The organism is Hymenobacter sp. B1770 (assembly GCF_049896385.1).
In the GTDB taxonomy this organism is placed as follows: Bacteria; Bacteroidota; Bacteroidia; order Cytophagales; family Hymenobacteraceae; genus Hymenobacter.
On sequence record NZ_JAFCUF010000004.1, the window covers coordinates 406,025 to 418,627 of the forward strand.

Annotated in this window: 11 protein-coding genes; 4 read left to right on the forward strand and 7 right to left on the reverse strand. The window is 59.5% G+C overall.

Features of this window, described 5'->3' with window-relative positions; genetic code table 11:
* Positions 1–5: 5 nt before the first annotated feature.
* Positions 6–575: an RNA polymerase sigma factor gene (locus ACP7AJ_RS10970; RefSeq protein WP_426060238.1), complete on the forward strand. Its 570-nt coding sequence runs from the start codon at positions 6–8 to the stop codon at positions 573–575.
* The gene (locus ACP7AJ_RS10975; protein ID WP_426060239.1) at positions 572–2,332 is read left to right on the forward strand and encodes a hypothetical protein; all 1,761 of its coding nucleotides are present in this window, start codon (positions 572–574) and stop codon (positions 2,330–2,332) included. The genes ACP7AJ_RS10970 and ACP7AJ_RS10975 overlap by 4 nt, the downstream gene beginning before the upstream one ends.
* Before the next feature lie 17 nt (positions 2,333–2,349).
* On the opposite strand, the gene hutI is transcribed toward ACP7AJ_RS10975, so the two are convergent.
* Positions 2,350–3,624, reverse strand: a complete 1,275-nt coding sequence (hutI, locus tag ACP7AJ_RS10980) for an imidazolonepropionase (RefSeq protein WP_426060240.1) — start codon at positions 3,622–3,624, stop codon at positions 2,350–2,352.
* A 61-nt stretch (positions 3,625–3,685) separates the two neighbouring features.
* The gene (locus ACP7AJ_RS10985; RefSeq protein WP_426060241.1) at positions 3,686–4,807 is read right to left on the reverse strand and encodes a spore photoproduct lyase family protein; all 1,122 of its coding nucleotides are present in this window, start codon (positions 4,805–4,807) and stop codon (positions 3,686–3,688) included.
* A 194-nt stretch (positions 4,808–5,001) separates the two neighbouring features.
* Between ACP7AJ_RS10985 and ACP7AJ_RS10990 the strand changes: the two genes are divergently transcribed.
* Positions 5,002–5,535, forward strand: coding sequence for a 2'-5' RNA ligase family protein (locus tag ACP7AJ_RS10990; protein ID WP_426060242.1), 534 nt, complete (start codon positions 5,002–5,004; stop codon positions 5,533–5,535).
* A 366-nt stretch (positions 5,536–5,901) separates the two neighbouring features.
* Here ACP7AJ_RS10990 and ACP7AJ_RS10995 read toward each other — a convergent pair whose 3' ends face one another.
* Both ACP7AJ_RS10995 and ACP7AJ_RS11000 read right to left on the reverse strand, forming a co-directional pair.
* Entirely contained in the window at positions 5,902–7,782 is a 1,881-nt protein-coding gene (locus ACP7AJ_RS10995; protein ID WP_426060243.1) for a gamma-glutamyltransferase family protein, read from the reverse strand.
* A gap of 102 nt (positions 7,783–7,884) precedes the next feature.
* Entirely contained in the window at positions 7,885–9,447 is a 1,563-nt protein-coding gene (locus ACP7AJ_RS11000; protein ID WP_426060244.1) for a glycosyltransferase family 39 protein, read from the reverse strand.
* Positions 9,448–9,605: 158 nt separating this feature from the next.
* On the opposite strand from ACP7AJ_RS11000, the gene ACP7AJ_RS11005 reads away from it, so the two are divergent.
* Positions 9,606–10,223, forward strand: coding sequence for a hypothetical protein (locus ACP7AJ_RS11005; RefSeq protein WP_426060245.1), 618 nt, complete (start codon positions 9,606–9,608; stop codon positions 10,221–10,223).
* A 45-nt stretch (positions 10,224–10,268) separates the two neighbouring features.
* Here ACP7AJ_RS11005 and ACP7AJ_RS11010 read toward each other — a convergent pair whose 3' ends face one another.
* From ACP7AJ_RS11010 to ACP7AJ_RS11020, 3 genes are all read right to left on the reverse strand, one after another.
* Complete coding sequence (locus ACP7AJ_RS11010; protein ID WP_426060246.1) at positions 10,269–11,273, reverse strand: alpha/beta hydrolase family protein; 1,005 nt, start codon at positions 11,271–11,273, stop codon at positions 10,269–10,271.
* A gap of 118 nt (positions 11,274–11,391) precedes the next feature.
* Positions 11,392–12,153: a tRNA(His) guanylyltransferase Thg1 family protein gene (locus ACP7AJ_RS11015; protein WP_426060247.1), complete on the reverse strand. Its 762-nt coding sequence runs from the start codon at positions 12,151–12,153 to the stop codon at positions 11,392–11,394.
* A complete protein-coding gene (locus ACP7AJ_RS11020) occupies positions 12,150–12,593 on the reverse strand; it encodes an AAA family ATPase (protein ID WP_426060248.1) in 444 nt (147 codons plus the stop codon). Before ACP7AJ_RS11020 ends, ACP7AJ_RS11015 begins: the two co-directional genes overlap by 4 nt.
* Positions 12,594–12,603 lie beyond the last annotated feature (10 nt).

Below are 12,603 nucleotides of genomic sequence, written 5' to 3' on the forward strand. Positions count from 1 at the left end.
CTCACATGCCGCCTCCCATTGCCCCCGTCGATGAGGCGCTGCTGGCTGCGTGCCGGCGCGGCGAATCGGCAGCGCAGCACCGGCTTTACCAAAAGCTGGCTTACCTGCTGATGGGCGTATGCCTGCGCTACTGCCCCAACCGGGCCGAGGCGGAGGATGCACTGCAGAACACGTTCGTTAAAATATTTACCCGGCTCGACCAATACCGCGGCCAGGGCCCTTTCGAGGCCTGGGCCCGCCGCATTGCCGTGACCACCTCCCTGCATGCCCTGGAGCAATACCGCCTTCGGCACCAAGGCACCAGTCCGGACTCCGACGAGCTAGCCAACGACCTGCCCAGTGCCGAGCCCACGGCCCTGGACCAGCTAGCAGCCGACGACCTGCTGGCCCTACTCGCCACCCTGCCGGCTGGCTACCGCACCGTGCTCAACCTCTATGCCGTGGAGGGCTACTCGCACCAGGAAATTGCCGAGCTCCTAGGCATAGCCGAAGGCACCTCTAAATCGCAGCTGGCCCGGGCCCGCCGGCTGCTTGAAAGCCGCCTGGCGGCTCATCATTCTCCGCAACTGCCATGACCGACCGCAAACCCGATGACTTATATGACGCCCTGCGCGACCGCCTGGCCGATTACGGCCAGGAGCCACCTGCGCAGCTTTGGGCCGGCATTCGGGCCCAGCTGCCGCCGCCCGTGGCCCAGCCCCAACTGCGCAAGCGCCGGCGTTGGAGCCCCGTGCTGCTGCTGGGCCTGCTGCTGGCCGTGGTGAGCGGCGCAGGCTGGCAGTGGTGGCGCACCGCAGGCCCCGGCCAAACCACTTTGGGGCAGGGCGAGCTCGCGACCCATTCAACACCGCCTGGCACCAAAACACCTTCGACCTCCAACCCTAGCGAAGCAGCCCGCCAGCTTCCCGCCTACTCGGCAGCCACGGCTTCGCAGTCAACTGAATCATCACGAATTACAGATTCGGAAATCGTAGGCACCTTGCCCGGTAAAGCGGCCTATACGCCAGAGGGGGGAGCTATTGCCCGCACGACGCCGGCGGCCGAAGCAGTAACAGGAATGCCGTCGGCAGCTTCCATTAGCAGCGCCGCTTCATCGGGCTCAGTAGCGACTAGGCACACTGCACCAACTGCTCATGGGCGGGTGCTTTCCACAGCCAGACAGTCCGCCACAGGGCTGAGCGCCCGCAGTGGAATTGCCAACGGCAGCGCTCTCACGCGTAAGCAAACACGCTCCGGGCCAGACGTTCTGCCAACTGGTCTGGAATCAGCTGCTGCCAGCCAGGCTGGCATGCCGGACCAGCCTACCTCAGCAGGCTCTGACTACCCAGCGGGGCAATCGCAAGCGGTCAATGAAATAGCAGTGTCGTCTGCTCAGCCTGGCTTGCCTCCTACCCCGGGCGCTGAAGCTCAACCCACCGGGACTGCTGCCATCGCGCCTTCCGGAGCACCTGCCGCACGTACTTCCGAACTTGCTAATCATGAGATTGCTGCTGGCAATAATAGTCAACTACTTATGCGCTCGGTGGTGCCCGTGCTGGAAGAGGCGTCGCCACGGCCTGCCCTACGCCTAAACGCAGATACGCTCTCCGACACCCCGGAAATTCCGGTGCGCCGGTGGGCAGCCCAGGTTTTGGCAGGCCCGTCCCTCACCTATCGGAGATTAGGCCAGCAGGCGGCTCTGGCTAGCTCGCCCTATGTAACGCCCTCGGCCTTTAGCCGCTTCCTCAATAATTCAGCACCCAATCAATTGGCCCAGGAGGAGAAGCCCAGCGCAGGGTATGGCCTGCAGGTGCAGGCCCACCGGGTGCTGAACGGCCGCTGGAGCTTCAGCACTGGCCTGGGCTACCAAGAGTATGCAACCCAAACCCCTTACTCTTATAATCCAACACTTTCTGCAATGGGTTTTGGCACCAGCGTCAACCCTTCTTCCCCGGCCAGTATTGTGCCGACCCAGCTTACCCACCGCGATACATACCGGTTCCTGACGGTGCCGCTGCGGCTTGGCTATGGCCTTGGACAGGGCCGCTCCAGCCGCTTGTATTACGGAGTTCTGGCCGGCGCCGACGCGGCCTTTTACGTCGGAGGCAAGAGCACGGGGGCCGACACTTCCCCCCGAACCTGGAGCAGCAGCGGCGCACCGTACCGTTCTCTCAATATTAGCCTTAGTGCAGGGCTCGACTTACGATACCGGGCTACTTCCCGGGTAGAGCTTTTGGCACAGCCCACGGCTACCTATTTTGTAAACTCGCTGATGAAATCCGACTCGGGGCTGACGCCGCGCTACCTAATGGGAACGGGGGTTCTGTTTGGCCTCTCCTACGAGCTGCGCTAGGGCGCGAACAAGCTGAATCAGGCCGTCAGGGCACCGCCAATTATTACGTCGCGCACCGGATTCTCGCCCAGCCAGTAAGGAATTTCGGCTACGCTGCCCACCTTGAGCACCAGCACATCGGCACGCTTGCCGGGCTCCAAGCTTCCGCAGTCGTGCTGCTGAGCAATGGCCCAGGCGGCATTGAGCGTGACGGCGGCCACCGCCTCTTTTGTGGTGAGGCCCATTTTGAGGCAGGCAACGGAGAGGGCCAGCCAAAGATTTTTGCTGGGACATGAGCCGGGGTTGAAGTCAGTGCTCACGGCTACTGGTAAGCCGCTGTCGATGAACTCGCGGCCGGCGGCAAACTTCTGCTGCCGCAGAAACAGTGGTACCAGGGGCAGCAGCACCGCCACCGTACGACCCTGGCTCTGCTGCGCTATGCGGGCCGCCGCGTCGGGCATGAGGTAGTCGCAGTGGTCAATGCTGGTGGCGCCCAGTTCGGCCGCCATTTCGCAACCGCCCAAATCGTGCAGCTGCTCAGCGTGAATTTTCAGGCCAAACCCCATTTTGTGGGCTTGCTCAAGGTAATACTTCGATACGTCGAGTGGAAAAGCTCCCTCCTCACAGAAAATATCCACAAATGCCGCCTCCCCTTTCAGGTCCGATAGCACCTCGCGCAGGATAAAATCAACGTAAGCCCGCGGGCCGGCTTCCTTGAACTCAGGCGGCACAACGTGCGCCCCGAGAAAGGTAGGCACCACCCGCACGGGCTGCAACTGGCCGGCTTCGCGGGCCACGCGCACTAGGCGCAACTCGGTGTCGCGGTCGAGGCCGTAGCCGCTTTTGGCCTCTAGGGTGGTCACGCCGTAGCGGCGAAATCCTTCGAGGTGGTGCAGAGCATTGGCCAGCAGCTCGGCTTCGGAAGCAGCACGGGTGGCCCGCACGGTACTCAGGATACCGCCGCCGCCGGCCAGAATGTCCAGGTAAGACTCGCCGCGCAGCTTGCGCTCAAACTCGTCGGCCCGGTTGCCGCCAAACACAAGGTGGGTGTGGCACTCCACCAGCCCAGGCATCACCACGCAGCCCGAGGCGTCGATGAGGCGGGTTTCGGGACTGAGGTGGGCCAGGTTCAACTCGCTCATGTGGCCCACGGCCACCACCCTGTCGTTGAAGCAGGCCACGTAGCCCTGCTCGATAATGGTCCAGCTGCTCAGGGCGGGGCCGGCCAGAGGGCGGTCGGGTGGTCCTCCGGCCAGGGTCAGGACTTGCGCGGCGTGTTGGATGAGCAGCGTGTAGGGAGCGAAATCAGTCATGTCGCAGGCAGTGGGTAGGCGAGCAAATTACAACTCTATATCTCCCCGCCCAAAGCCCTGGCTACGTCCAGTATTGCACCGGCGCGTGCGGAAACCGCCGCTGCCACTCGGCGTAGAACCACGCCTTCATGGCCCTCATCTGCTCGGGCTGGTACACGTATTTCAGGCCGCCAAACTTGTTGCGCTTCACGGCGCGGCCCTCTTCGGCCAGGTCGAGGCTGGTGTTGGGGTACCATTGCAGGAGCACGTCCTTCGAGCCGGGCGTGAAGCGGTGCGTGATGAGCTCCACGGTGAGGTCGCAGTCGAAATCGAACGCCACTTGCAGGCGGTCGAGCAATTCGGTATAGTGCTGCTGCCAATCGGGAATGGGCATAATGGGAGCCAGCACCACGCCCACCGGGTAGCCGGCGCCACCCGCAGCCACGGGCAGGGCCAGCTTGCGCATGGCCTGAATGCGGGCCTCTACGGATGCCGTGCCGCCTTCCAAGCGCCGAACCACAGGCTCGGCATTGAGGGAAAAGCGGGCGCGGGTACGGCCGTGGTGCTGCAAATCCAGCAGCGGCCCGATGTGGTCGTACTTGCTAACGAAACGCAACTGAGCGCCTTCACGGGTGCCGAAATGGCGCACGGCCTCAGCCAGGCTGCCAGTGAGGTGCTCAATGCCCAGCACGTCGGTGTAGCAGCTGGCCTCGAAGCTCACCACGCGGCCGGGCTGCTCGTAAGTAGTAGTGTTGGCCAATAGCTGAGGCAGGTTGGCGAAGGCCTTCACCACCGGCGGACCGCTGAGGCTGCCGGCCAGGTAGCAGTACTGGCAGTGGGCAGGGCAGCCTTCGGCCAGGTTCAGCTGCCAGTCGGCCGAGGGCGGCGTGGGCTGCAGACGCAGGGCTCCGGCGGGGGCCTTCACGATGGCCAGGGTGTTTTTGGCGGTGCGGTAGGTGGCACGCACGTCATCGCCGCGCAGGCCGGTGAGGCGGTTGCTTTTCAGTAGCTCCACTTCCAGGTTTTGGGCCGACACGCGGGCCAGGATTTGCTGGCCAAATTCTTCGTCCAGGGCGTCGGGCGTGAACACCACGCGCTGCGGTAGCCAGAGCTTAGCTGAGTGGGTGCGCGGGGCCAAAGCCGTGGCAGGTTGGTCGGTGAGCAGGGTATCGGAAATGGAAACGAGGGAGCCGGCAGTGAGCATACAAATAGGTTGGTGGCGGATATTTAACCAACGTATTACGGCTCGGATAAAGTCCCTAAAACCCGCTTAACACTCCTTTTTGGGCAATATTTATTGAATTGACTAACTAACACTTAATCATAATTTTGGTTGAGCTAACTCAGCTAATCAAAGGCAAACCCCGTACCTAGTTATGCGCTGATTCTCCTTGCCTCATGTCCTACCCAACTGTCGCGCCGCTCATCCTCACCCTTGCCCTGGATGAGGCGGCCCAGACCTACTTCAACGCCCTGCGGCGCGAGCATTTTCCGCCCAAAATCAATTACCTGGCGGCTCACCTCACCCTCTTCCACCACTTGCCCGGCGCCGAGTTGGAGGCCGTGTGCGAGCAGCTGCATAGCTGTTGCCTGGCACAGTGCGAGCTCCTGCTACAAGTCACGGGCCTTCGCTCGCTGGGCCGCGGGGTTGCTTTCACCCTGGAAAACGAAGAGCTGCGAGCGCTGCACCGCCAACTGCAACAAACATTTGCTGCCTCCCTCACGCCTCAGGACCAGCAGAAGCTGCAGCCCCACGTCACCATTCAAAACAAGGTGGAGCCCGCGGTGGCCCGGGAGTTGCTGGCCCGGCTTCAGGCAGACTTCGCGCCTTTTTGTGCCATTGGCACCGGACTGCAGCTCTGGACTTATCGCAACGGCCCGTGGGAGGCCCTGGAGTATTTTCCGTTCAAAGCCGCTGTCAGCGTGCTTTAGCTGAAAATAACGCGAGCTTTTTATTGGGCCCGGCCTTTCCAGTAGGTCTATTGGGAAATCGTCCAGCGCAGAACGCCCATCCCACTTTGTCCCGGATAAAAAAATTTCATCTGCCGGCCGCTTGTCGAGCCGAAGGTCGGCGAAGCCAAGCATCTCACCCGCTTCGCCTGCCTCGCGTCTGTCATGCTGACGAAGGAAGCATCTTATCACCGTTGAACGAATCGTTGAAGCGTGATAGGATGCTTCGCAGGCTCAGCATGGCAGACGACTAAGTTTACCTACCCTACGCGAGATGCTTCGGCAAGCTCAACATGACGTTCTGGTTATTTTTAGGCTAGGGTTCTAAATAGACTCTATCTACTTCTCTTACCAGCCAATTCCGTAATCTTCGCCGTGGTTGCTGGAGCCGCCCCAGAGGCTATTGTGTTTCCAGTCAAAGTAAATGGCATTGATGGGCCCGCTGGTGCGGTCTTCAAAGCTCATGGTGTAGCCCAGCTTTTTAAGCTCTTCCCGCACCTGCTCAGGGGTGTTTTTGTTAAGCAGAATATGGCCGGGTTTGGGTTTGCGGTCGTCAGTCTTTGAGCCGCCCAGCGAGAGCCATAACTGGTTTGTGTTGAAGTTGGCCGCCTCGGAGGCTTGCTGCAAGGTCATGCCGAACTCCACTACGTTCAGGAAAAACTGCAGGAGGTTCTGGTCTTGGGTGTCGCCGCCCTGCACGGCAAACGACAGAAAGGGCTTGCCGTCTTTGAGCGCCATGGAGGGCGTTAAGGTCACGCGGGGCCGTTTGCCAGGTGCCACCACGTTGAACGGGTTCTGAGTGGGTTCCAGCACAAAGCTTTGCATGCGCTGGCTCATGCCTACCCCGGTATTGCCAGCAATGCAGGCCGGCAGCCACCCCCCGCTGGGCGTAATGGACACTACCCAGCCTTCTTTATCGGCGGCTTCCATGGTGGTAGTGCCCAGCCACAGGCGCTCCTGGTACTCGGCACTAGGAGAGTTGTTGCCCAAGTCGTGCTTAGGGGCGAAGTTCCGTTTAGTGGTGTCCATCTCGTAGCCTCTGGCCTTGAGCAGCTTCAGGTACGGGTTTTTCTTTCCTTCAAACGGGTAAGGGTCGCCGGGACCAATGCGGGGGTCGTTTTTCTGGTATTGGATAAGGCGCGACCGTTGCTTGGCGTAGGCTTTGCTGAGCAACCCTTTGATGGGTTCTTCCGGGGCGGCATAAGAATCGCCGTAGTAAAAGTCGCGGTCAGCAAACGAGAGGCTCATGGCCTGGTACACCGTATGAATGTACTTGGAGCTGTTGTAGCCCATGGCCTTCAGGTCAAAGTTTTCCAGAATGTTGAGCCCCTGCAGCATGGCGGGTCCCTGGGTCCATTGCTGCAGTTTGTATACGTCAACGCCTTTGTAGTTGACCATAAGCGGCTCCTCTTCCAACGGTTTCCAGCGGGCCAGGTCCTGCATGTTAATCAGGCCACCCTGCTCCTTCGAGCCACGCACAAATTCCTGGGCAATGTCGCCGGTATAGAACCGGTTGTAGGCGGCCATGATGGCCTCTTTCCGGCTTTTGCCATTCTTAAGAGCCGCTTTTTCAGCGTCTATCAGTTTGGTCAGCGTTTGCAACAGGTCTTGCTGCACAAATATTTCGCCAGCCTCGGGCGCTTCCCGCTCCTGGCCGGGGTGAGTCAGAAACAGTTTTTTGCTGTAAGGCCATTGTTTTAGCAGCGCTTTGTTTTTCTCGATGCTGTTGGCCGTCTGCGCCTCGATGGGGTAGCCGGCGGCCATTTCCATGGCCGGGGCCAGCACCTGCTCCAAGCTGAGGGTGCCGTAGTTGGCCAGCATGTGCATGAGTCCGCCAGGGGTGCCGGGCGTGGTGGCGGCCAATGGGCCGTTTTCAGGAGGAAAATTGTACCCTTTGCTTTTGAAGAACTTTGGAGTAGCCCCGGTTGGCGCCACGCCCATGGCATTGATGGCGATTACCTTTTTGGTGTTTGGGTTGTAAATAAGCGCCTGGGTTTCACCGCCCCAGCTCAGCACGTCCCACATGGTGCAGGTAGCGGCCAGCATGGCGCAGGCCGCATCTACCGCGTTACCGCCTTTTTGAAACGTCATGGCACCGGCCGTCGCCGCCAGGGGCTTGCCAGTTATCGCCATCCAGTGCTTGCCGTGCAACGGTGGTTTCTGGGTCTGCTGTGCTATACCGGGCAACGAAAGGGCAACCAGCGCCAGGAGTACATATAGCCGTTTCATAAAATCAACGTTTGTGAAGATAAATGTAATAGAAACTGAAGTCATTGCTTTTAGCCACTAAAAGGGAGTTCGGCTAACGCGTTTGGGGCTGTTTGCGCGCGGTCAGCGTTCCACAGTTTCGCGGGCACGGGCCATCTTGGTTTCGCCCTCCCACGACGCCAGTGCGGTCTGCCATTCGCGTGTTATCAAGTTTAACACGGCGCTGTCGGGGCGTATTCCGAGGGTAATGTACGTGCCTTGCTCGCGGGCGAAGGGGTCGGTGACGGTGCTTACCCGGCGGTATGCAGCAAAATGCGGGGCCAGCTCGTCGTCGGGTTCATCGTCGACAATAATCATGGCCCGGCACTGGTCCAGTGGCGGATACCAGTACAGAAAGCTGCCATTGAGGCTGTTGGCGGCGGGCAGGGCTCGGTGGCGGTTGTAATAATTAATGGCACTGGCCTGGCCGTAGTTGGCGCAGTGGATGAGGGTGTGGAGCCGGACAGAGTCAGGCAGGCTGCGGTAGGCGGCCCAGGTTTTGTTGGCCATTTCGCGCCAGCCCAGCATGTCGGCGTAGTCCTGGGGCAGTTGGTGCTGCTGGCCGTCTTCCCAGCGGTACACGCCCAGGCTTTCATATTTGGGACGCAGCGCGGCCATGGCAGCCGGGCTGCGCAAGGGGTACACCAATGGCAAAAACGCCAAGTGGCAGGCCAGCGGCACTACCAGCAGCACCAGTTGCACCAGCTGCTTCCACCGAAACCGCGCCAGCCGTTGTTCCCACCACACGGCCCCAAACGCGAACAGCACCGGGTAATAACCCAGGGCGTAATAGTCCTTGCCGTGCAGCACGGCCAGCAGCCCCACCCCCAGCACTGCTACCAGCCCCACCGCCCGGTATGGCCGAAACTGGCGCGCCAGCAACACTGCCAGCAGGCCCGGCACCCAAATCAGGAGCGCCGGAAAGCACATCAGCAGCTGGGCCTTCCAGAAGTCGGTGGCTTCGACGTGCACCAGTTGGCTTTCCTTCAGCAGTGCCATGTGGTGCAGAAAGGGAAAGCCGTGGCTGATTTGCCACCCCAGATTCGGCAGCCACAGCAGCAGTGCCAAGCCCGCTGCACCCCAGAAGTGGCGGTTGGTCAACAGCCGCCGGGCTGGCGTGAGCACCAGCGCTCCACCCAGCGCGGCGATAAAAAACAGCGTGGTGTACTTGTTCAACAACCCCAGCCCCAGCCCCAGGCCTAACAGATAGAGGTAGCGCGGCCGCTCGTCTTGGAAAAAGCACACCAGCCAATAAAGGCACGCCATAAACCCAAACACCTCAAACGAATTGGGCTGAAACAGCAGATTCAGCCGCGCAAAAGCTGTGCACAGGTAGCAGATGCCCGCCAGGGTTTGCGCAAACCAGCCGCCTCCCAAGCGCCCAGCCAGCCGCACCACCAGGTAAACGGTAGCCGCACCCCACAGAAAGGGCCAGAACTTCACCCAGCCCTCGGCCCCGCCCAGCGCCAGCGTCGCCCACCCCTGGGCAGCAATGAGCGGCGGCACTTCCAGGTAGCCCCAGGCCAGGTGCTGGCCATGGTTGAGGTAGAGGTATTCGTCGCGCTGCAACTCATAAGCCTTGCTGATGAGGAAATAGCCCGAGATAAACTTGAGCAAAGCAAAACCCAACGGAAGGAAGCGTTTCATGCGCGGCAAGGTAGCATCAGCCCACTTTCTTAGAGGAAATTCCTATTGTTAAAATCTACCAAACAGAATTAGAAATCAATGATAAAATCAAGTATTTAGCTTCCTAACTTTACTCGCTAACCATTCTCTCTTGCCTCTGGCCTACTTTTTACTCATTCATGATTGTTTACGGAACCAACGGCGCCCACGTGCGCACCACGCTCCTGCCGGGCGTGAACTGCCCTAGCTGCGCCGCAGCCGAAACGCTGCAGCTGAGTTTATTCAGCCGCTACGTTCACATTTACTGGGTGCCGGTGCTGCCCTACAGCAAGCCCGTGGTGGCCCAGTGTGGCCACTGCCAGCGCGCCTGGGAAGGCAAAGAGCTGCCCGCCGAAGTGCAGGAATCCGCTCGGGGATTCAAAAAAGAAACCCGCGCACCTCTGTGGCACTGGTCGGGGCTGGCGCTGATTGCCATTTTCATTGCGTGGGCCGTGGTAGCCAGCTCGCAGGACGCCCGCGCCAATGCCGACTACCTGGCCGCTCCCCGCCCCGGCGACATCTACACAGTGCGCTCCGATGAAGACCAATCCATCTACTCCTTGCTGAAGGTGGTGAGTGCCAAAGGCAACGCGGTGGAGCTGGTGGCCAATAAATTTGAAGTCAATGACAACCACCCCATCGGCAAGCTGAATTCGGCGGATAAATACAGCAAAGAGTCTTTCTCGCTTACCCAATTTGAACTGCAAATCATGCAGAACAAAGGCCAAATCACCGACGTGGACCGGCTGGAAGAATAAGCTCCTGCTGACTTCGGGGGCGAGGCTGGCCGGTATTGGCGCTGGCTAGAGCAGGCCAGCCCAGCGCATAAAGTCTGCCCCTACCTTATGCCAATAGAAATCGTCGTAATTGATTTGGCCGTCTTTGAAGCCGAAGAAGTTATGCTCGCGGCCGGAGTACTCTTGGAAAGTGAAGTTCGTTTTGCGCAGGCGCTGGGCTTCCAGGCGCAGGTAGTCATCGCCGGCCACACCCCGGTCGCGCGTGCCAAAGCCAACAAATACGGGCACCTTGGCTCGCAGTAGTACTGGCAGCGGCGCCGCTGAGAAGCTCATGGTGGTGCGGTTATTATCGCCGGGGGTGCAATCGGCGCGCGTCGGGTCGTTCAGCACGTCGCGCCAGTAACGGAACACTTGCGGCACAGCGGCCGTGTCGCCGGCGGCTTCCTCCCGGCGCGCCTCCACGATGTTGGAATGCATTCGCCCCAGTGGGTTGCCGCTCAAATACACGGCGCGGCTCACCAGGCCCGGCACGGCGGCGAGGTGCGCGGCCACCGTGCTGCCCTCCGAATGGCCACCTACTATCACTCGGTTGGCGTCGACCCACGACTGTTTTTTGAGGTACCGCAGCACAGCCACGTTTCGCCGCACATAGTAGTCGAGGTAGTTGCGCTGGCAGTAATAAAGCGGCGGGGTCTTTTCTTGAAACGCCCGGTTGGGATTGATTCCCTGAATGTTCGCTACTAGCGCAACTCCCGGTTTTCCGATAATGGCGATGTGGCACGGGGGCGGGTCCGTTTTGGCCAAAAACGGAAAGACCCCATATGCACCTTTGGCATCGTACAGAATCAACGGTTTCGGCAGAGAGCCCTGCACCCACAGCAGCAGCGGCTTCTTGGTTTGCGCTTCTCCTTTTGGCGAAAGAACCAGCACATCTACACTGTCTTTCCCAAACATCACCACCAGGTGGCGGTAGCCAAAGTCTTCGGGAGTGCGCCGGACCGGCCTGGTTTGGGCACCGATGGAAGCGTACAGCGGCCATAGCAACAGCAGCGTCAGACACAAAATCCGCATGTGGTTTCTTTCTAATGAACGCGTAGACGCTAGTGTCCGGCCAGTTCAAGGACTTTACCGGGCTGTTAAGAACTGCACCAGAAGCAACAACTACTTAAGTTCTTTCTTGCCTGCTGCGCTATTCCACTTCCAGGAATTGCTGAACAAAGCTCTCATAGGCCGCGCCGACAGGCAGTTCGTAGTTGATGTGCAAGCCCCGACGCATCACCTGAGTGGTTTGATTCGTCAACGGATTGAAGCCCTGATGGGAAGCCTCCTGCCAATACACGCCAACTCCCCGCTTCTGCCAAGATGGTAGGTTATTGAAGTTGATGCCGCGCTGAAATAGCATCTCGTTTTTGGCCGCGGTAGTTAGTCCCTTTACCGATGTTGTAGCCGCAACGCGGTTCTGCCCTTCATTACGTAACTGCCAATAGCAATGAGCGTTAAGCGCATTGCGCGAAGCATCTTCTGCCCGCCAACGGAAATAGTCTATTACATCAGCCAAGCGTGGCAGTTGCGCAATGCGGCAGTCGAAACACCCTACTGCTCCCAATTGCAATGAGAATTTAGCAGAAGCTTCTCCTGCCAGAATGCTATGGTATTTGCGCAGTTTCCGGCCAAACGTGTCTTCACCCGGGTCAAGCAAGAGTGATATTTCGTCGCTCTCGGTGAAACCGTAAAGCACCCGAAAGCCACACTGCATCAAATGCTCTACGGTGCCCACCATCAAGTCCCGAAAGCGCACATCAAAAGGCCGCTCAAAAGGATGGACTTCTTTGGTGAGCCGAGTAAAGCCGCGGCCATCGAGGCGAGCTACCAGGTAAAGGCCTGGCAAAGCACAATGGTCGTGAGCCGTTTCGTACACCCGCAGCCGGGCATCTAAGTCATTAAATTTCATGGTTTCCAGGTTTCAACCACGAAAGTACCATCCGGGCCGATGCGGACGTAATAGAGTTCGTCGAATCCCTCAGCATATTCTGGGAGTTCCAAGCGGGCACGCGTGCCGAAGATGCCACGGTCGGGCACTTGCTCAGGCAGCGGACGGCTTTGGTTGCGAATAAGTGCCTCCTGGGCCACTGAGTGGAAGAAATATCCTACGATGCGATACCCTAACTGCTTGGCCGGGCCAATGTAACGCGCCCGCTCCGCTGCCGAAGGATTGGTATTATCCACTACGAATCGGGCCTGCGTGTCAAGACACAAGGCCAACAGCCGCTGCTCGCGGTTGCGGGTCCGCAGCAAATCGAGACTGATGCGAATGTGGGAATTGAAAAAGCGCTGCTTGTAAAATGTGCTCTTTCCGGTGGCCTGAATGCCACAAAAGATAACGGCCTGCATCAGAATAGCA